The following is a 23,435-nucleotide window of genomic DNA, read 5'->3' as shown; positions in this document are numbered from 1 at the left end:
ATGTCGTAGCTATCTTTAGATCCATTTTAGATAAATTTTTCTGTGTTATTACTATTTGTACAACATGCACAATATAATAAGTAAAGCACTAACTGCACTAAAAGATTTTACGCTATTATTGATACATTGCATGTACTTTATAATGTCTCATTTTACCAGGTTCTTATTTTAATGTTACTCCTTAAGTATCATTATCTTAATATGAATAACACATAGCATATGGCTAATGCTTAATAGAAAGCGCTAATCTAGAAGATTTTACCAAAATAAACAATGGTTTATTTCGTGTTAACGCACTACTATTTAAAGCTTTATATATCCTATGCAGTGTTTTGAGTTAATCTTTTTTCTAGAAACAGCTCGAAAAGAAGGTAGAATACTTTTACTGCAGTATAAATGTACTTTTTTGTGAACGGCTACACCAACTAACGAGTGTACGCTGAGCTCTTCCTTGCCCAACATCATGTATTTCTTTGCTAATATTGCAAAGCTACATAATAGTGTTTCACTAAAACCCCTAAGATCTAAATGTCAATTGTTAGGGTAAGCAATGTTTTTAAAAATTAATAAAATCCTCATATTTTACTGTCTGTATGAAAAACTTAGCCACTTGCATATCCATTAGCAATGCGATAAACAGCTGCTATTACTTGGTTCACAAAAGTAAAAACACGGTTGCTATTATATCACTAGATTAAACCTGCTCTAAGGTAATGGTTCCTGCTCTGACCATTCAGTGTTTCGTGCAATATTATTTTTGCATGCCTGATTAAAAATTTATTACAATGTGTCATCGATAATAATCAACTGATAACAAAACTCTCATGCTCTTTTAAGATTTAAATCTTATAATATGAGCGGTGACGTTATCAGGAACCATGAATAATCATGTTAATATTGATTAAGGTGATAGGATAGGTTTTGTGTGATCAATATTCGTATTACTTAAAGTATGTGATTTATTTTTCGTTTTTGAGTCAGACACCAGAATTAACCGCTAGACAACACTGACAGTTACTAGCCATAATGAATTAATAAAGTATAAAAAAAATACTTGCGTCAAGCTATACAGTATGTTGAACACTATAAAAAGTATATTGTATCAGATCATTAAGAATGCAACGCCTTTACCGCAGGCAGTGCATGCCAGAAAACATATCATCAAGTAGTCATATCTTAAATACACTTATGCCATTATACTAAGTTAGTAATCACTTTAATTTCCCTTACAATCGACGCACAGCACAATAATGCTGCTTATAGTTTTTTGTCAAAAAACAATGGCATATTGATTATTTTATATATATACATTATCACGTATGAGTTTGTAAAAACGCAGTCATGCTACATTCATCTTATTATAGATTATATATACGCGCATTTTACTTACCTTAACCACTTATTAATAAAAGCTAAGTCAAACAAATCAGCCTATTTTAGGCTTCAAAATTAATATTTAGCGTCCCGTGCTATTTAAATTATTTTCTATCTATATATCGTTCTATTTGTACTTTTACAACTACAGCTATTCGAGTATCACCTCATGATCACAGCGCTATTTATATATACCTATTATTCTATAGGTTACTTTATGTAAATGCTCAGTATGCGTTATAATTATGTTAGTTATAACTTAAAGATTTCACTAATAGCTAAATAAAGTCATGAATTTGTGTCATGGAGTGTACTTATGTTAATTGCTATATTCAAAAAAATTTCTGATATAGAATAATGTTTAAATATTTTAGAGCAGTCGCTTCATGAATATACAAAGACTTTATCATTATTGTACTTACAATGTCTCAATGGAGACGATCTATACTGATTATCATTGAATAACTTTATTTTTATAAGATATTCTTATACACATTACGCGCATTACACTGACTCTTAAGTAAAAGAAGATACCGCGATCTTTCATTGCAGATACTAAGATAGTATAACATCCGAATATATAACAATATTTTATAGATCATCAAAGTTAACAATCTACTGTTACTACTACAGTTCCTCTTATTCATAAGATTTTTATACATCAGTATATTATCGAGCATTATAATACTAGAAAATAGAGATCTAAAAATAATCGCTTCAATAGCTACTAAAACATGGAGCGGACAGTAAAATTTTAATTTTCTCACAGATAATATTTTATTCGTTAGATAAAACATTATTTAGGGTATCTATGAATCATTCAGTACTCATCACACCATTATAGATATAGCATAATGAGTACACCGTCACTATTTAAGCTATAAAACCATTAAATCTACTAGATAAATACAATGCAGAAGCAAAAAATCAGTTCATAAAACTTATAAACATTAATACAGAACGATCTGATCAGATAAATCAACTTATCTATTGATGCTCTATATTAAAGACAAAGAAAAATGATGTATCCCTCGACGTAAATCTAAAAAACCTCGAAATACAACCCTTAAGATAGCCATATGCATGAAAATATCAGATGAAAGATAATTTAAACTATATAGATAGTACGATACTTAAAAAGTACGATATAATATGATTAAAACATCATTTATTTATTGTAACCAAAGCAATTACTTCAATCATTTAGAACTATTGTGCTTCCTTGATAAAACATGTACTTACTATGAAGATTTAATAAAAACTAAGCGATAGTGATAAATGTTTAGCTTTACCATTTACTCCCTTATAACCTGACACTAAATATAACAACCAGTCTTATAGGTAGATCTACAAAAAATACAGACATGGCTAGCTCTGTTATTGTTATCAACAAATCTAACATATACAAAAGTTTAAAACTAAAATACAGTGCATTCTAAATTAGAATGCGATACATTAATCTTATCTCAGTTTTCAGAGAATATGAAAATGTTCAACCATTCAATAACCATTCACCACTGCTTGCAGAATGATTAAGTATTCTAAGATAAACAGGATATAAGCAAAATATCGTATTAGATATGTAACTACCTTATATAGCTGAAAGCAGTAGTAACATGTTTTACTCCACTGATCTTACTGACTATGTTCGCTGCCGCCTTGGCTTCTAATGGCGTAACTAGGCCCAGAAGGAACACTGCACTATTCTCCGTAGTAGCTTTTATGTTAGAAGCTTTAACTGTACTACTGATAAGTAAATTTAAATATATTTTAGCGGTAATCCAAGTATCAAAAAAAATGGTACGTAGGCTGATTGGTTTTGTATGAAGGATCGCGTTGTACACTTCCTTAACACCGTTAGTTTCTTTGACAATCCCTAAGGCATAACGAGTAACATCATTATTTATAGATTGACCAGTCAATAAAATTCTTCCTCTATAAGCCGTAACGATTACTCGGCAGTGTTTTTTCAACCGCAAATCTTTATGCAACGCATTTTCAACGCGAGCTTCTAAGGTAGCATCGTCCACTTGGGTACCAAGACTTCGCGGGTCAGTGATGGATTTTGTAGCAATCGCTGCACTTCCCACTACTACACTAGCAATACAACTTTGCAATAGCAAAGCGCTACATAACGTAGCACATGAGGATTTTATGTTCATGTTTATCCTTAGTTTGTCTCAGTAGACAGAAGATATTATCCGTCAGATCACACGGGCACTCTTCAGGGTGTATATATTTATTTCTTTCATATATGCAATACGAAGCAATAAATAAAAAATTGCTTTTAGCTAAATATATTAAATACCAACCTCGGTTTCATGGTCGGTAATCGTAATTATTACAATACTTATATAACTGTTACTTTAACTGCTTTATCATATGACAGCTGTTATTCTAATTTAAATAACTAAAAGCTAGTGCATACAAATACGGAAATCTACATAACGTAGAATACCCTATGTAGTAAAATATCAATAACAACACTCAACTTTAAGTTATCAGAATCAAGTAAGATGACTATCAAGATGCGGTGTGCAATTACAAAACGATTAATTATGTTAGTGAAAAAATGCAATGCAATCGCAAGCTTTTTACTATTTCTTAAATATAAATGTTATAATTACAATGTCAAGATTACAATAGTACTATTGTTAAATAAAAGATAGGTTTAGTGACTTCTCCGATACTAATTTTAAAATTATTATATTTTTGATAAAGCAAGTTTGAATTTTATTCAAAATACTTTATCAATATGTTAAGTAAAAGAGCTACATGTAGATTCTCTGTATTTACAGAGACTAAGCATGACAACCAACTACTGTTAGTAGTGGTAACATTTAACAACGAACATTATGTGATACCACTCTATCTACTTTCTTGCCACCTTACTCCTATGCTCAGAGTAAATTTTTCTTGATAAATAATACTATTAACAGTATAGCACTACTATCATTGCGATAGTAATATGCATAGCAATCAACACTTAGCTAATATATCATGCATGATATAAAACAGTGCACTTCCGTAAAACTCTAAAACTAACGCGCTTTATAGAAAAAACTAATAACTTACAAGTCGCTTGGATAATACGTAAATTTATAACATAAAAATGTTTATATCTTAGCGATACTGTAAGAATAGCATTCTTGGTGAGCGACATAGTTTAACATAATAATAAAATATTATACTGATAAAGAGTCTTAGGGAAAGCGAATAGCGTTATGCAAACAAGCGATCACGCAACACTAATGATAAGGGTATATATTCTGATCATATTTAGGTAGTATAGTAGTGTAACAGGTAAATACTGTAATAATATATAATTATCAGATTTAATCATGGCGATTGATGCCTATTAATTATGGGATATCTCTAAATACTAACTATTCTATTCCAAATACATATATATCGTGACCAGTCTTACTGCTTGTTTTGGATGACGCATATTAGTGTGCTTCTTCTATAAGTCAGAAGTGATATCAATAAGCAATGTAATCAATATTGAATCAATCTCATGATTCAATATGGACAGTATTTGTACTACCAATAAAATTATAGACTTTATGCTTCTTATCCTGAAAGGATAAATTTAAAATAAATTTGTTGAATAATTCAGAAAATAGTAAAATACGAGTACTCATTAAATAAACATGTGCAATATTTTTGCCTAATGCTTTATTATACAAGTGAGTATTCTGTTGCAATACCTTTGCAATATCTAGCTATTAACTGTTTCATCAAAAATTTTAGTAAAGCAATTGCCACAAGATCTGCGCAGTCAGTATAGCAGTAGTTGTGTGATAGTATCACAGCAAATGTCTAGAGCTTAATCTTATAACAACAGTCTGATGTATATCCTAAATAATTTCATTTTTAAGTATATGCTAACGTAGAAAATTCTAAACTATTCACGGATAAATAAAATAGATGAGCAAACCTTATGAACATATAAAATATATTATATTCTGATCACAAGAGATGTGTCCGTGATGATTCTTGATCTTTCTCTAACACAGAGGTAACGTGTACGGCATAGCACAACCACTAACACAACAATTAACGTTTTATTGCAATAGCGCTAGACAGCCAAAACAGCATCATCCTGCTCAACTATATCAAGCAATGCCGATAATATTTGCTAAATGATATCATATATACTTTGATGAACCTATTAGATTTAGTCTTCTATAAGAGATTAACGCTGCAGACAGAATTCTTCTGATCTCATAGCTGCACTGAAGTACTAAGCGATTTTCTAGTGTTAGGATCTGAAGAGATCTTAGCTCTTCAGATAAGATAAAGCGCTTTATTAATTGTATAGTTTTCGTAAGAATCCAACAATTATTCTGAGTAACCTCAACCCTTACATAATAACAGTACAGAATACCTATATGCATTTACTCCATAGAAACAAAAAATCCATGCTTGAAGTAGAACTTAAGTGGCATACAATATAAGCTTCACAAAATTACTGATATTTCTCGGCTAGATTATATGAGTGTCAAGTTTATCTCTATGTAATATTTACCTACAGTAGGATAAACTTTGCTAATTACCCTGAACAAGTCTTCAGTAGATAGATCTAACGTTTCTTTATATGCCTCATATGCCTCACAGGCATTAATCATTAGATTCATCATGATGTGTTATCATGTTACTATAGGAGTGTTTTTCGTTTTATTGAGATTTTTTAGAATTTTTAGCTTATTCATATTGCTGTTTGCAGCAACTTAAAAAAGATTAAAAATACAGAACAGATAGTGGAATCTCCAGTAATTGTTTTGTAATAAGAATGACATTCTGGGTAGGTGATTAATACGCTCAAATACTATTAGTGCTATGCGCCGTGGTCGTGCTTTTTCTAGAAAATACTAGTTTAGCGCGCTGTAATTTTACGCCTTATTAATTATCTGTCACGAAGATTATTTGCAATGCTCTTAACTCCTCGCTAGCATGGAGTAACATCTGTTATATAAAACGATTAGTAAGTAATTGTTATTGACTAATAATACTATTATTATTTTTCAGTTATAACACTTAAAATAGTGATCTAAAAAGGAATCAGCCTCATTTTATATGAATAGAACACGATGCAATATCGAATTGATAAAACTCGCTAGTACAGGGATTTTTTTATATTTTTAGTAATTTGAAGAGGCTTGATATTCTCTAATATAGAGCAAAACGCGAAGGAAAGTATATAGTATCTAGTCTATTTTAATAAAATAAAAGAACATTCAATCTGTAATCTGGGTAACTAATGAAGAAAGATACAAAATCTATCATTACTGCATCGACGTTGTATATAGTACCTACGCCAATCGGAAACTTAAACGATATAACATATCGGGCGATAGAAATATTAAAAAACGTTGATCTTATTGCAGCAGAAGATACTCGTCATACCGGATTGCTGTTACAACATTTTTCTATTACCGCAAGATTATTTGCACTGCATAAATATAACGAAAAACAAAAAACTAAACAACTACTAGAAAAATTACAAATAAATCAAAGTATTGCATTAGTCTCTAATGCTGGAACACCATTAATCAATGATCCTGGTTATTATTTAGTATGCCAATGTCACAAAGCTTCTATTCGCGTCGTCCCATTACCAGGAGCCTGCGCCATAACTACTGCTCTGTGCGCCTCTGGCGTCGCTTCAGATCGTTTTTGTTATGAAGGTTTTTTACCAAAAAAAAGCAAAAGACGCAAGGATGCGCTCGAGTCTCTAAAAGAAGAAACACGAACGTTAATTTTTTATGAATCAACTTATCGTTTATTAGAGAGTTTGCAAGACATACTGACTGTTTTAGGACCAAAACGCTATATAGTATTAGCACGTGAGCTCACTAAAACGTGGGAATCAATCTATGGCGCACCAATAGAATGTCTCCTATCTTGGGTAAACGAAGAAGAAACACGCCGCCGCGGTGAAATGGTGTTAATCGTAGAGGGCTATAAGTTGCAAAAGGATCAGATACCGCTTAACGTACGACATACGTTCTCTCTATTACAACAAGAACTATCAATAAAAAAGGCAGCGCTGATAACATCGAAAATTCATGGATTAAAGAAAAATGCGCTATATAAATATGCGTTAGAACAATCAGAGTCATAAAAAAGTTGACCTACTTATCACGAGTGCTATGATTAATAATGAAGTTGACTAGACAGTCGCTGCTTCATTAATATCCTTATAGGAAAACAAATGAAGGGGAGGAAAGTCCGGGCTCCATAGAGCAGAGTGCCAGGTAACACCTGGGAAGCGCAAGCTTACGACTAGTGCAACAGAGAGCAAACCGCCAATGGTTCATCGCATCAGAATCAGGTAAGGGTGAAAGGGTGCGGTAAGAGCGCACCGCGTGACTGGCAACAGTTTACGGCACGGTAAACTCCACTCGGAGCAAGGCCAAATAAGGATTCATATGGTACGGCTCGCACTGAATCCGGGTAGGCTGCTTGAGTCAGCGAGTGATTGCTGGCCTAGAGGAATGACTGTCCAAGACAGAACCCGGCTTATCGGTCAACTTCACTAATAAAGAAAAATAATTGATTTCTTTACTAAGAACAAGAAAATATAATTTTATTAACGCTAAATTCCAAACAAACAATAAGAATTTAGATGCTTATCACTAAGAGATAAGCAAAAATTTCAGAATATAGGGTACTATCTTTCCAACCTTAATCGTCAACAAACATGCATAACTGTATCTAATTATACATCGATTAATTACTTTAATTTATTTGGCGTGACTCCTTTAATAGACACTTAAGACCTGATAGCGCTTCAGTGTTCGTTATACGTAAGAGTATAAACCTTGCACTGTATTAGATGTACAATAGTTTAACTTTAAGTATCTACTATTTTCATATGCTTTAATAATTACTCGATCATATTATTATTCTTTTACAGTGAGTGCTTCAATTTATGCTGTATATTATACGATAACATAATCGTATCTATTAACATTTTTCAACTATGAAATATTTTAAGCAATTTAAATAATATATTTTCATTGAAAAGCAGTTATTCTATATGCATTATTCCCAGTCAGTTTCAGTTATGCATTGCAAAAGTGACATATTTTGTGGTGTACATTTGCACATAAAATTTAAACTATAGTATAAATAGTAAAGATAGTGAGACTCGATCTGTATTACTAATAATCTACTCTAAAGTTAATTATGCACGTAATAATATTATTTCATAAATCACAACATACATCTGTTGAGTTATTAAGAACGCTTGTTAATGTTGTATAAAATAGGTTACTATGATGTACTGCAGAATAAAATTATTTTGTAGATTATTACATTTCCTATCTTATACTCAAATAAAGATCTCAGTTGTTATATTATACCTGCAACGTTATATAATTAATATTATGCTATAGTATAATTACATATAACACTCTTCTTAAAGACAAAGAGGCTGAGTCATCATATTAAGGGATGCGACCGTTATATACCTATAATATAATTTCCATGTAATCACATTCTCTTATATAAGAGAATGTGTAATAAAAGCTTCTTAAATTATATATTTTATTAAAAATAATATCACTGTTGTTGTTATACAAAAGATTCTTCATAAAATATTAAATATCTGTAACAATTACAAATACAAGATTATTAGTCATTATGGAATATCAGTTCAAACAACTATCTTTTAAATTTTTCGTTCATTTTAATGCTTTAATAACTAATGCTAAGCTTTTTGGTTTAATATAACTCAACTAATGTTTGATTAAAGTGCTTATCTATCACCATTGTATAAATAATATTACACTTGTACATCTCAATGTAAGTGATGTTACAAAATAAATACATGATTAAGTCATATAAATATACAGTTATATAAAAATATACAGTTATATAAATTGATAGAGCAACTATGGGATTTTAATATATTGTTATTTATGAATTTATTCTTATAAATTAGCACCTCATAGCTGACGAGCATTATCGTTTTTGTTAACTAACTTAGTTAGGTTGTATTATAGCCCCATGTATATACAATTAAAATAGATGAAAGCTTTTTAAAAACACAGCTTATCCCATAGCATTCTACTGGTCTTTTAGTAGATATGTGAATTATGCACTTAGGAGCCACCTGCTTAGTCCGCTCATATCATAGACAGTGTTTCTTAGTATAACCACGAAACAAAACTGAAACGAAAGTGCAACTGTGTGTCGCTCTCTAAATTATGTAAAAAATAAAACTATTCAGTCAGTCGAAAATCAAGCGTATAGTAGTCTCTCAGGGTTTATTTTGTACTTAAGACGTTATATTCCCTCATTAAAAAAATAACATGTAGTCATTCTCTTTATATATCCCAATGCACACCTGTACATTTGAATCATTGAATTTACATATCTGGTTGTTAATAATCTAACCAACACTCGAGATTAAGAGTCTTAGTATTAAGATACTCTAATATTTTATCAATTCTCATTGTTTAATTTTATAGCAATAAAATCTTCATTAACTTTATAGAGCATTCATATAAGTAATAGAGCGTCGTGCAGTTATAAACGAGTTCTAGGTGATCATAAATCTAAAGACTGATCTATTGGCGTACTAAGCAGTCCAGCGTTATTTAGTTAAAATAATAATAGGCATATTATTTACCAAGTTACTAATAGACCATGCTCATCAATTTTAAAAACATGATATTAAATAGTAATATGATAAATTTTTTCAAAATTATTCACGAGGTAGTAATGATCATAGTAACTCATCTTTTATTTTGTAGTTTTAATTTTACTATCTAGTGCTAATAATTAATGCTCTAAATAAATACTACATCATAGAATAACAGTCTTTAGGAGCATATAATCAGAGTAATTATATTATCGCATCATTATAAATTACCTGAATATTTCGTTTTCAGGTACTATTAGAATGCATACAGGGTCTAGTCGACTAAAGTATTGTCTTAAACTATAATGACATAGCAGGCGTAAGCACATATAAGGACTAGTATTACATGTAATACTGTAATAGTAAGTCACTAGATAAAATCAAGTTTTGATGTTTTAAACCCCTTTTAGATAGCTTATTACTGCTTGCTGTGTTGTAATTAATGACACCTCTATTTTACAGTGGTCACCGCTCTTTTAGAGACACCGTACCGCTCGAGAACTCTTAAATGCCTAACAAAAATTCACGCAACATCTAGTAAGTTTGAGTCGCAATATAGTAATTTGGTACCTTTCATAAGAAACATATAGATTTTCTGATGAATATCAATATGATTGGTTCTCATAAGATTGATGCACTGTAGATATACAAAAGATCTATTTTATTTTAGTAGATGCTTATAAAAATAGAAGATCGAAATAACTAGGACTTCAGTTTAATAGTTTAGGATTCTGATAAAGAATCCCGATTGCCATATGTACTGATAATAAATAAACAAGAACAATAAACTGGTAACAATTAAAGAACATGAGCAATGTTATCTTAATCACTAGTTATCGATGTCTTGCAGATCACTGCTTTTCGATACCATATCCATATCTGCCGATACCTAGTCTGTAAACTACTGACTAAAATTGTAGAACTAATATCGCAGATTAAAATTGTATATTTATGGGAAAGTGTATATTTTAATATGATATATTAAATAATATTTTATTTGCTCAAGCAGCGCTTAATATTATTTCGATGCTACAAGATTTTAAAAAAAATCAGACAGGACTCTTTTAATAAGTATTATTACCTTCTACAAGAAGAACTCTTACTTTTTATTTGTGCTATGCTCCTCTCCTTTAATGCTTGCAGAATTAATCCACATAATATGAAGCGTAGGTAAGTCGATGATTTTCAAAATATCATAAAAAACCAGAAGGTACTACAGCTATAAAATTACTTGATGAACATCGCTGTACATATTATAATAACGCCTTAATATATAAGAATAAAAGCCTCGTAAAAAATTTACTGCAACTCTATATTTTATCTAATAAACATCACTATCATTATTGTGTACTCATGCTAATATCACCTAATTATACCAGTATCGTATTAAGTCTAGTTAGTTAATATTCAATACATCTCGCATGTTAAATAACCCTTTTTTACGCTTATACAACCAAGACGCTGCTAGCACAGCACCGCTAGCAAAAGTCATACGGCTAGAGACTTTATGAGTAATTTCAACCCGTTCGCCAATATCAAAAAATATTGCACTATGATCACCAATAATATCCCCACCACGAAGACTAGCGAAGCCAATACTCTTGGCATGGCGTACACCAGTATAGCCTTCACGTGCATAAACTGCACAATCTTTTAGGTCGAGCCCCAGTACAGCAGCGATTGTTTTTCCCATGGTCAATGCAGTACCTGAAGGGGCATCTACTTTATGACGATGATGAATCTCAAAAATTTCAATATCACTAGAATCACCCATTACCTGGGCGGCCTGCTCCAATAATTTTAGTACTAAATTACCACCAACACTAAAGTTAGCGGAAAATACAATTCCGATGTGTTCTGCCATATCGAAGATGATTTGTTTGTTATCATCATTAAAACCCGTAGTACCAATGACTATCGACTTTCTTTTTTCTACACAGTGATCTAAATATGTCAAGGTACTAGATGGACAAGTAAAATCAATTAAAACGTCAAAATCATCTATTACTTGATCTAAGTTATCACTTAGAGGAATATTTATTCTACCAATACCTGCAACTTCACCAGAATCAAGTCCCATTAGAGTAGAACCCGGGCGCAATAAAGCCGCCCCCAGCACCACGTTCTCTGACTGTTGTACTGCGCGAATTAGTTGCCGCCCCATACGGCCACTAGCACCTGTAATTGCTAAACGGAGATGTGAATTTCTCATGTTTTCTCTTTCATTAAGATGCTTGATCAGCAATCTAGATTATTAGTTATATCCCGAGAGACTTATCTTACTAGGCTTATAAAATAAACGCATCTATCTAACATCGATGCATGCTTTTAAGCCTCATTCTATATACATTAATTAATAGAAATCATCCATTTTACTTTATGCGTCCAGAAGATTGATCATATCATGAGACTACAATACTTGAAGCGATAGTCAAATACCTAAAAATCTAGAAATAAAATTCTTGCAATATCTTATTTACATATCTTGAAATTTATGGCATATCATTAAACCTGTTTGCATTTCACAGAGTTAGATTTAATCCTATGGCAATATAATATAAACGTCTAGTTTATGATAATGTCCATGAATCACTAGTTATATAAAAAGTTATACACCTAGACTGTAAATATGGCTTCCAACATTTATTGTTTCGTAGTAATCGATTAAAATTAGCAGTATTTTCTATTATAAAGCTTTATTAGGACCTAAGAATATTAGCTATTTATAAGATGAACCAAAAATTTATCAAATGACTGAGCGCACATAACTACACGCTATATGATAATCTCATGTATCATAAAGAACTATCTATGTTATTTATATGATCAAGGATGACTGTCTCTTGCATCAAGAAGCACAATAATTAATAGTTGTTTAAATTAAATTTGTAAATTATAGTATTGACTATATGTCTTATATTTCCTATACTAGGATGTGTAAACACGTATGAATGCTCAAAACTTCTGATATCTAAATTTCTTCACTACGCATTTTTTTAAATATGTAATGATATTAGCTGTGTCGGGTAAATAGTATTAATGTTCCAGAAAATTAAGCGTCTTAGCTACCTTATGGACTGTATTATAACTATAGCATTTTTTATTATGTTTATATGGTAGATAGCGTGATCGTTCCAGTTAACCTTCACGGTAAAGCTACTGGGTTACATACGATACAGTATAACGTATACTTACTATTTGTTAATTTATGTAACAATGCTGTATATCATTATCACAAAATTCTCCTGAAGAATCGATATGTTCTATAAACTCTCTCTCATACTCAAGAACTATCGAAGTGCCTACTTTAATCTTAAACTTTTTTAATTCTTGTTAATACACTGATATATAGCGGATGTCGTAAAATAAGACTGTTTATAATCACCACACATACTAAGTTTAAAGTTAGTATAATAACTACAATATACTGAGCTTCTCTCCCCATTATAGCATTTACAATAACAGCGCTTTCGCCCTGACTGTTACTGGAAAACAAGCAAAATTCTATCATTCATCATATAACATCATTCCTTCATAAACATCTTTTATAATTATAGGTATCATCTTACAGTAACTATGTCTACAACACTAATAATAGTATTTAGATGCATATTAATAAATTGTTCTTACTCTAAAGAAATATGAATGTTATAGAAAATTCATTAATTTAATTACATTGCCTGACATCTAGACGGAGATTTTTGGGCATGTTAAATACAATGTTTTCTTTATAACCTCTAGTTTCATGCACTTCTTCTATAGCACCTAGTGTTTTTAGATGACTAATTACTTGTCGCACCAACACCTCAGGTGCAGAAGCACCGGCAGTAACACCAATATTACGTACTTTTTTTAACCAACATTTTTTAATATCTCTCGCAGAATCAATCAGATAAGCGGGATTGCCAGAGCGTTGAGCCAGTTCTGCAAGACGCTTAGAATTCGAGGAATTTTGTGATCCCACTACCAACACTATATCTGTATTATTAACTAGATTGCGCACAGCTTCTTGACGATTAGTAGTAGCGTAACAAATATCATTCTTGCGCGGACCAGTGATATTAGGAAAGCGATGACGTAGCGCATTAATCACGTCTAAGGTATCATCTATTGACAGCGTCGTCTGAGTCATAAAACATAACTTATTTTCATTTTTCACCCGCACTTTCCACACATCTTCTACGGATTCTACTAAGTATATTCTACCGTGTGGATTACTATACTGGCCCATAGTACCTTCTACTTCTGGGTGGCCTGCATGGCCAATTAATATAGCCTCAATACCACGGCGACTAGCACGAGCAACCTCCATATGCACCTTGGTTACTAGCGGACACGTAGCGTCAAAAAGGACGGTTAAATTCTTGCATCTTGCTTCAGCACGTACAGATTGAGATACTCCGTGTGCCGAAAAAATAAGAATAGATCGGTCTGGTACTGAAGATATCTCCTCAATAAACACCGCGCCACGGTTGCGTAGACTGTCAACTACATAACGATTGTGAACCACTTCATGTCGCACATAGATTGGTTTACCATAAAGTTCTAAAGCACGCTCAACGATGCTAATCGCACGATCAACTCCAGCGCAAAAACCGCGTGGGTTAGCGAGTAATATTTTCATTCTACTCCTACTTCTTAGAGTTATCGCTAGTACTGCAGTCTTAAAGGTCACTGAATAACCTGTCAATAATATTTAATATTCATTATATTCAAGTATTCCAATACTGCACTGTATGTTCTAATCTAGATGTTGTACGACTACTAATGGTATTAATAATATAAAACATCTATTTCATAAATACTGTTCTGTGAGAAAATGCACAATTAAAAGAACTAATTAAATTCTGTTCTTCTATTCTTAATACTCATTACAACAGTAAAGTTAAGTACTTATATTATCTGTATACGCACCAAATAATTATTTTTATATATGCAAAACTAAACCACTTTATGTAAAAGAAGAAGGTAAATTTTCCGATGATACTAGTCGAGTTGCAGAGTGAGTGATTTATAGCCACCGCATAAATATAATAATAGTACATCTTCAATGACAACCGGATAATTTATTACTAATCACCTGTATTTTTATAGTTACTTTTTTTAGCCAGTGGAAGCTGGCTATATTTCTTATCCTAAGATTGCAGAAAGATCGTGATGGCATACTACATCAGTGTTCACTAATTTTAAAAACTCTAACGCTAAAACCGGGCAAAATACTGAGGCATAATATTTATTAATCTCATAAAATTTCATAATAATTAATCACTAAGATTACAAACTACCCATATATACTCTGATTATAAAAGCATTATGAGCATAATAAGAGCATCGATACACCTATGCAAATAAAGCTATCCGCTAGATTGAAGGTCGGATAGTGCCAATTACCGATAGAAAAATCGATAAAGTCCACTACAAAACCATACCATATACGATCAAACAAGTTACCAAGCGCACCACCAATCATAAAAGCATGCGCAATATTGATTAGCTTTTTTTTCGCACTGCTATGGTACATAAGCATCAGCAACTCTAAAACAATCACGATAGTTACACCCACAAAAAACCAGCGCTGCCAGCCGTTATGCCCAGCTAAAAGACTAAATGCAGCACCATCATTACGGGCATAATATAAACTACACCATGGCATTAAGGGTTCCGATTGACCCAATACAAAGTGGCTAATCACCCACTGCTTACTAGAACAATCCAAGATCAACACTACTACTACTAACCACAGCCATCGCAAGCCAGTTGAATTGATTCGTTGACTTATCAAGTATTCTGCCTCAGACATAATGACGCTTTTCACCCTCTCCAACTAGATTTGTCATACAGCGATTGCATATATCTGTATATTTACCGACTAAGCCAATATCGGTGGTATAGTGCCAGCAACGCAAACACTTTTCACCTTTTGCAGCATGCAAGGTAATTCTTAACCTATCCAAGAATTCCGTCGCCTGAGCATGCACTGGAGCTTCAGATAATGGTGCAACGTACGCAGCGGAAGTTAATAGTACAAAACGTAGTTCGTGTTGTAGGCTTGTCAGTCGTTCTAATAATATATTGTCGGCGTACAAAATCACTGCCGCCTCAAGCGAACTTCCAAGGCGTTTATTAGCACGCGCTTTTTCCAGTACCTTATTTACTGCTTTACGTACCTGTATCATCTCAGCCCAGAAAGTATTATTCATATTTTCATCTTCCGCTAGACTAAATAAGTTCTGATACCACTCTTCAGTAAACACATACTGCGAGCGCTTACCTGGTAAAAAATTCCAGATTTCATCTGCAGTAAACGACATAATCGGTGATATCCATCGGACTATTGCCTCTGCAATATAAAATAAAGCAGTCTGGCAGCTGCGACGGGCGATGCTATCACTTTTAGCGGTGTACTGCCGATCTTTAATAATATCTAAATAGAAGGATCCCAGCTCAACCGAGCAAAACTTCATCAAACATTGTATGACTTCATGAAAATTATAGTTCGCATAGGCCTGTATAATATCCTCTTGTGTTGACAACGCACGACCTACAACCCAGCGATCTAACACTATCATTTTTTCCGGTACTACACAGTCCATGCTAGGCTCAAACCCGGTTAAATTAGCCAATAAAAAACGCACAGTATTACGTATGCGACGGTAAGAATCAGCAGCGTGCTGCAAAATTGCATCAGATACTGCGATTTCGCTGGTATAATTAGTAGAAGCTACCCAAAAACGCAAAATATCACCGCCTAGCCTATTTATCACCCCTTGCGGACTGATGATGTTGCCAATTGATTTAGACATCTTGCGTCCTTGATGATCAACAGTAAACCCATGAGTCAGCACGTCCCTGTAAGGGGCTGTTCCTAGTATTGACATGGAAATTATCAGAGATGACATAAACCAGCCCCGATATTGATCAGTACCTTCTAAATACACATCAGCAATAGCACTATGGAATGCAGGATGCTCTTTAACCATTAAAGTATGTGTTACACCAGAATCAAACCAGACATCTAAGGTATCTAATACTTTCAAGTAATTATCAGCGTCATCTCCCAAGAAATCAGCGGAATCTAAATCCCACCAAGCCTGAATACCACTACGTTCAACTTTTTTAGCTACTGCCTGCATTAACTCTACAGTACGCGGATGTAACTGTCCTGTATCTTTATGCACCCACAATGACAACGGCACACCCCAAGTGCGTTGACGCGAAATACACCAGTCTGGGCGATTAGCTACCATAGTTTCAATACGCTCCAGTCCCCAGGCCGGGATCCAACGCACGCTTTTAATCTCTTTTAACAACTGAGCGCGTAGAACTTTTTGATCCATACTAATAAACCATTGTGGAGTAGCCCGGAAGATAATCGGCGTTTTATGACGCCAGCAACATGGATAATTGTGTACTATTTTATCTCCATACAACAAGGCACCTGACGCACGCAAAAGATCTATGATCAGCTCATTAGCCTGAAATACAAATTTTCCATCTAATATCGGATGAGTGCCTATTAGATAGCAACCATCTGGCCCTACAAGATTAATAATTTCCAATTTATATTTTTGGCTAATTACAAAATCCTCCGGGCCGTGTCCACCAGCAATATGCACTGCACCGGTCCCCATACCTAATGTTATATGAGCACTGAGAATCACTGATATATCAAATCCCATAAACGGATGTCGAAAACGTAGCCACAATAAATCTCTGCCTTTGCAGTTACCTAGAACGATCCATTTAGTAATGTTAACACGTTTCATGGCATCTTCTACAAACTCACTCCCTATAATAAAACACTGGTGATCAACTTGTACCAGTTGGTAATTAAAATTAGGGTGTAATGAGATAGCACGGTTCGCAGGTAATGTCCATGGAGTAGTAGTCCAGATGACCATTGAGAGAGACCCAATAAAATTTTTGACACCAAACTTAGCTGCAGCTACATCAGCATCAACAGCGCGAAACATAATATCAATTGAAGGAGATGTTTTTTCGTAATATTCTAACTCCGCTTCTGCTAGCGAGGAGCAACAATCAGTGCACCAGTGAACTGGTTTTTCACCTTTGAGTAAATGGCCATTTTTAATAATTTGACTTAATGCACAAATAATATTAGCTTCAGCTTTAAAGTCCATTGTTAGGTATGAATGTCCCCAATCACCCAGAACACCTAGGCGAATAAACTCTTGCTTTTGCAATTTAACCTGTTCATCGGCATATTCACGGCATTTTTGTCGGAACTCGGACGCACTCAGTGTCTCGCCCGGTTTTCCATACAACTGTTCAACTTTTAATTCAATAGGCAAGCCGTGGCAATCCCATCCTGGGATATATGGTGCATCAAAACCAGCTAATCCTTTCGATTTGATAATAATATCTTTAAGAATTTTATTAACTGAGTGACCAATGTGAATACTACCGTTCGCATATGGTGGTCCATCATGCAAAATAAAAGTTTTTTTCCCTTGTTTAGCAGCACGAATCATCCCGTATAAATCTTGTGCGTACCAACGTTTCAGTATACTAGGCTCACGTTGTACCAGATTTCCGCGCATCGGGAACCTTGTTTTCGGTAAATTCAGGGTATTCTTGTAATCACTCATAAGATTTTTATTTCCGTTTTCAACGATTTGCTAATGATATTTCAAATTGTACTTCATGAGCTCAAAGTGATATCTTATTATCTGGAAGTCATCATTGATCTTGTACGAAAACATACCCACGAATACTAAAAGTATTGTAAAATCAATGGCCTCTGTCTTGACAGGACACCTATGTTACGGCGCAGCAATAATGATTGTTTGTTTTATTGTTCACCACTATCACCCGCCCATCCACAGTTTTTAACTGTATCATTAAGTTTATCAAAATATAGTTTACATTCTATGTACGATCAAATAAGTTATCTTACTTGTGATACAATGGACTAGATTATCATTATTAATGTATGTCATATTTTAGATGACTGTGTTAGATATATTATGCACACAAAACTGCTGATAAGGTTTTAGATCGGTAAAGATAATTCTAGTGGTTATTGTTCTAAGCATTTTTTTATTAAGCATTTAACCAAATACCAGTCTTACTCAGTGTGACGAATGAATAGTGTTAATAACATGTAAATTCGTCATTCTTGGAACATTTGTAACTTTTTGCAGATTTTGAGAAGTATCTATCTTTTATGTATATATAAGAAAATACTTTTTATAATTAACGCTCCGTGCATTGTAAACTTTGAATCATGCACAGAATGCATGACTAACACTTATCATTTATTCATATTTAAATAAGAGTTGCGTAGTTAGAAAAAGCTTATGCTCTAGAGAATAGATAAGCTGTATGGTTTTCACTACACTCAAATAACTATCAATATATGGATTTATAATTTTTAAGTGGCTATTGTTTCCGTTGTTATCAAGATAGCAACACACTGAAATGTAATAATAAAAACCTTATTAAGAATATTAGTGATTGAGTGCTCATGAAATATAGTAGCTTTATACTAGGTATGTTTCTTCTTTTTTGAATATTTATACTATGAGTAGTTGATTTATTGCTTGTCCCAGTAATAAATGAACTTTCATGACCATAAATTGAGCTGTCTAATGCAAGAAGTATTTCAATAACTAGATATATTTTTATAGTAAGCAATGCGAACTATGTTTTAACGCTAAGAACTGGCGCACCATTACTATATCATCAGCGATTTGCTTTTTTAGTGCATCCAGAGAAATAAAACGTTTTTCATTACGCAATTTTCTCTGAAACACAACATCAATATGGTTTCCATACAGATCCATAGTAACATCTAGTAAATGTACCTCCAGTTGCTGGCAGACACCAGAAAGTGTCGGACGCGTACCGATATTAGCCACGCCTGGGAGTGGATTAGGCTGTACGCCATATACATCCACTGCATAGACACCTTTCACAGGTGATACAAGACCTTTCAGTGGAAGATTAGCAGTAGGAAAACCAATAGTGCGTCCTAGTGCATTGCCATGAACTACACGGCCAGATATACTATATGGATGACCTAGCAAACTTCCTGCCAAAAGAAGATCGTCACTATTCAACGCATAACGTATAGCAGTGCTACTAACACGCAAACCACTTGCACAAATGGTAGTAATGCTAATCACTTGAAATCCATATTCTTCCCCAGCCTGCTGTAACAATGCAAAGTCACCTTGGTGACCCGCACCAAAGTGAAAATCATCTCCCACTATTAATAATTTAATGCCAAGTTTTTTAACGAGTAATTCATTTATGAATGCTTGTGCAGTATTAGCTGCAAAACCTGCATCAAACTTCACGCACAATAGATAGTCTATTTCAGCTTTAACTAGATATTTGACCTTATCACGTAAGCACATCAGACGCGCCGGTACCTGATGTGTTTTAAATACTTCTAACGGCTGTGGCTCAAAGATCATGACCATGGTAGGTAGATCCAGCGATCGTCCTACTTTTTTTAGTTTCTTGAGTACCTCCTGATGACCTTGATGTACACCGTCAAAATTACCAATAGTAAGCACGCAACCATGATGGTGCGTATGAAGATTATGAATTCCGCGAATCAGCTGCATAGCTCAATCAAAATCATACAATCTATGTATGATACTGTATATTATTGATCAATGTAATGTGCATTTTATGCTTTTATTTGTATCCGTTGTACAGCAACATTAGTATATATTAGGGTGTTGCAATTATCTCCACCACATACTGATACTTATATCTAGAACCTGATTTATTACTGACTGACTCTACCTGTAATAAAAGTCATATAATTGACTATACAAAACACACTAATCGGAAGAAACAAAATTAACTACTCATAGTATAAATATGCACAAAGAAGAAACATGACTACATAAAGCTACTATATTTCATGAGCACTCAATCACTAATATACTTACTAAGCTTTATTATTATATTTCAGTGCATTACTATCTTGATAAATACCTAAAATAGCCATTTAAAATTTACAAGCCATGTGTCGACAGTTATTTGAGTATAATGCAAACCGTAAATTTATTAATTCTTTAACGTATGCTGATCTAGAGATTAGATAGATCATTCTTAATGAGTTGATGCATACCAAATGTTATCTACTTACATGCCAGATATAAAGAACTATCTGCATAACGTACACTGCACTTGCAATTACTCGCAAGGAAATACTTTTAGTTGATAGCGACCTAATAAAACGTGACTGCTTATCGTCACGATCCATTTTTTTAAATTTCTTAAGCACTAATTTATTAGACTTGATCATAGAAGGATATCTTATCAATTCATACTGTTGTATCCAGCAATACAACCAAACGAGTCTATCACCTTACCCATTTAGATACTCGTTTTTCCTGAGTGACACCTATTATACTTTTATTGTGTCATTATGCATTGATGGTTACAAGGATAAAAGATATAGGATCTAAATGTTTTAGTTACCTGTATGTTTAGCGTCGCAAGACATCATCTAATCACTACTAATTAGCCGCTCTATTATACACTAGACAGCTAAGCAACGATCTATTGTTATTCATCAGCATCAGTGATGTTAGATAAAATATTTATAAAATTCTAGATACCTCGAATACTATGTTAGGCTCTTTAATAAAAGATGTTACATAACACATACTTGTTTCAAGTGGTCTAACCAGTCATTTTATTAGTTATAACGACTTCACATAATCTTAATACCCAGCATTACCATTACAACAAAGTTACACACTCTTCGTGTGTTACCACTACAATCTTTAAATAAACTGCATATTATAAATATAATAGCTATTTTAAGGTGTTACCTTTTGTGTCGATCATCAGATATCTTACTCATTATTCTAGATGCAATTTTTTAAGTAGTAAAGGATAAACATAGTAACGTATTCTCGCGCTATACAATATAAAGTCTTGCATCTAGTGATTGATGGCTACTAACCGACTGATATTAATGATTGTAAGAACTGATGTATTCATATTACATCAGCAGATAACTGATTCAAATATTTTAAATATACCTTTAGTATCAGATAGCTCCTTTATTCAAATAACCTAAAAACGTTAGATAAATATACTGTTTAACTAAACAAATTAGGTAGGGTATCATGATGAATATACAGTATAAATATAGCATACAAGCATAATAAATAATTTTTTAGATCTGATAACATTAAGTAAAGCTATTTATATTTTTCACTGAAAGACATTTTAGGCAAAACACATGTAGAGTATGAACTCTCTGATACATAACAGACCACTACTAAAATAAAAAAATGATAGAACAAGCATTATATAAGAGATTACCTGTCGATAAATGACTTATGCCTAGTAATAACTCAGTGCCGCTCACTATAGCTAGATTTTTAAAACATCATTCCAAGATCGTCCTGGACATACTATACTACACACCTAAAGTTATTAACATAATATGCTATTATCCACTATCAATCGGCGCCTCTAAAACAAAGAGCATTTAAAATAAAAAACTGATCATCGAAGATTAAAAAGCGTATACTTTAATCTTTAAGCTTTCCTAAACATAATATATTGAGGAGTGAAACATTGGCTAACATCAAATCAGCTAAGAAACGCGCCGTACAGTCTGAAAAACGTCGTAAGCATAATGCTAGTCGTCGCTCCATGGTGCGAACCTTTATTAAAAAAGTAGACGCAGCTATAAAATCAGGCAACAAAAAAGCAGCACAAGTTGCCTTTTTTATAATGCAACCACTACTAGATCGTCAGTCGACTAAAGGACTGCTCCATAAAAATAAAGCAGCTCGCCACAAATCTAATTTAACTACACGTATTAACCGAATGCAGTAAGCATTAGGTTATAGTTAACAAAACTAGTGCAGACTGGTGGTACGTTTCCTATCACTACTGGTAGATACGCCTCAAAAAGCCTGTACTAGATATGCTTACAAATAATTTTTAGCAATTTAATCACCTTAAACCAATCTTTCCTTTTACACGATACTGAGCTCCATGTTAGAATGAGAAGTAGTTAGAATATTTCTCTAGTTTATTCTTTGTGTTAAAGAACTTATACAATACTTTGAGTACTAAAGATAGCAAAACAGAAAACCTCAATAATATCACAGAAGTAAAGCTGACCTAGCAGCTAAACTGAGAAGTAGAGTTTATGCATGTTTACAGGATGACATTAATAAGTTCTCAACGCAAGAATAGACAACTAACATATACAATTTATAACATAAACACTCTATACTTAATTAAATTGAAAAGTGAGCATGGAGCTCAATAGCTTTACGTTTTACACCTGTTTTTAAGTATTTAATCATATTTTTAAATAATCAAATTATTTACTAATAATTATGAAGTATCTTGATTTTATAAGAACGCCCGGTTCTGTAAAATACAAATAACTTTA

General features: G+C 33.1%; 9 protein-coding genes and 1 other RNA gene. 3 read left to right on the top strand and 7 right to left on the bottom strand.

All coding sequences use genetic code 11. The features are described from left to right. Positions 1–2,960 precede the first annotated feature (2,960 nt). On the bottom strand, positions 2,961–3,536 hold the full coding sequence (gene dolP / locus GIY03_RS01150) for a division/outer membrane stress-associated lipid-binding lipoprotein (protein ID WP_457913883.1): 576 nt from the start codon (positions 3,534–3,536) through the stop codon (positions 2,961–2,963). A 3,101-nt stretch (positions 3,537–6,637) separates the two neighbouring features. Here dolP and rsmI point away from each other — a divergent pair. Both rsmI and rnpB read left to right on the top strand, forming a co-directional pair. Next, positions 6,638–7,501, top strand: coding sequence for a 16S rRNA (cytidine(1402)-2'-O)-methyltransferase (rsmI, locus tag GIY03_RS01145; RefSeq protein ID WP_457913882.1), 864 nt, complete (start codon positions 6,638–6,640; stop codon positions 7,499–7,501). A 40-nt stretch (positions 7,502–7,541) separates the two neighbouring features. Then, an RNA gene (gene rnpB, locus GIY03_RS01140) (RNase P RNA component class A) lies at positions 7,542–7,918 on the top strand. Positions 7,919–11,423: 3,505 nt separating this feature from the next. On the opposite strand, the gene dapB is transcribed toward rnpB, so the two are convergent. From dapB to ribF, 6 genes are all read right to left on the bottom strand, one after another. Beyond that, positions 11,424–12,239, bottom strand: a complete 816-nt coding sequence (gene dapB, locus GIY03_RS01135; RefSeq protein ID WP_457913881.1) for a 4-hydroxy-tetrahydrodipicolinate reductase — start codon at positions 12,237–12,239, stop codon at positions 11,424–11,426. Positions 12,240–13,694: 1,455 nt separating this feature from the next. Beyond that, the gene (gene ispH, locus GIY03_RS01130; protein ID WP_457913880.1) at positions 13,695–14,651 is read right to left on the bottom strand and encodes a 4-hydroxy-3-methylbut-2-enyl diphosphate reductase; all 957 of its coding nucleotides are present in this window, start codon (positions 14,649–14,651) and stop codon (positions 13,695–13,697) included. 506 nt (positions 14,652–15,157) lie between these two features. Continuing rightward, on the bottom strand, positions 15,158–15,283 hold the full coding sequence (locus GIY03_RS01125) for a hypothetical protein (RefSeq protein ID WP_457913879.1): 126 nt from the start codon (positions 15,281–15,283) through the stop codon (positions 15,158–15,160). A 55-nt stretch (positions 15,284–15,338) separates the two neighbouring features. Next, entirely contained in the window at positions 15,339–15,806 is a 468-nt protein-coding gene (gene lspA, locus GIY03_RS01120; RefSeq protein ID WP_457913962.1) for a signal peptidase II, read from the bottom strand. Between the two features lie 13 nt (positions 15,807–15,819). Next, positions 15,820–18,636 carry an isoleucine--tRNA ligase gene (ileS, locus tag GIY03_RS01115; protein WP_457913878.1) on the bottom strand — a complete coding sequence of 939 codons (2,817 nt, stop codon included), beginning with the start codon at positions 18,634–18,636 and terminating at the stop codon, positions 15,820–15,822. Between the two features lie 1,035 nt (positions 18,637–19,671). Further along, entirely contained in the window at positions 19,672–20,622 is a 951-nt protein-coding gene (ribF, locus tag GIY03_RS01110; RefSeq protein WP_457913877.1) for a bifunctional riboflavin kinase/FAD synthetase, read from the bottom strand. 1,981 nt (positions 20,623–22,603) lie between these two features. On the opposite strand from ribF, the gene rpsT reads away from it, so the two are divergent. Further along, entirely contained in the window at positions 22,604–22,867 is a 264-nt protein-coding gene (rpsT, locus tag GIY03_RS01105) for a 30S ribosomal protein S20 (protein ID WP_457913875.1), read from the top strand. The last annotated feature ends 568 nt before the right edge of the window (positions 22,868–23,435 follow it).

It is taken from the genome of Candidatus Gillettellia adelgis, assembly GCA_020541285.1.
Lineage (GTDB): Bacteria > Pseudomonadota > Gammaproteobacteria > Enterobacterales > Enterobacteriaceae > Gillettellia > Gillettellia adelgis.
The sequence above is the reverse complement of the archived record's forward strand: the minus strand, read 5'-3'. Positions and strand labels throughout refer to the sequence as shown.

Coding starts and splice junctions, on each gene's coding strand:
- ribF (WP_457913877.1), bottom strand. CDS start 20,622: ATGCAGCTGATTCGCGGAATTCATAATCTTCATACGCACCATCATGGT.
- GIY03_RS01125 (WP_457913879.1), bottom strand. CDS start 15,283: ATGAAATTTTATGAGATTAATAAATATTATGCCTCAGTATTTTGCCCG.
- ispH (WP_457913880.1), bottom strand. CDS start 14,651: ATGAAAATATTACTCGCTAACCCACGCGGTTTTTGCGCTGGAGTTGAT.
- dolP (WP_457913883.1), bottom strand. CDS start 3,536: ATGAACATAAAATCCTCATGTGCTACGTTATGTAGCGCTTTGCTATTG.
- dapB (WP_457913881.1), bottom strand. CDS start 12,239: ATGAGAAATTCACATCTCCGTTTAGCAATTACAGGTGCTAGTGGCCGT.
- rsmI (WP_457913882.1), top strand. CDS start 6,638: ATGAAGAAAGATACAAAATCTATCATTACTGCATCGACGTTGTATATA.
- ileS (WP_457913878.1), bottom strand. CDS start 18,636: ATGAGTGATTACAAGAATACCCTGAATTTACCGAAAACAAGGTTCCCG.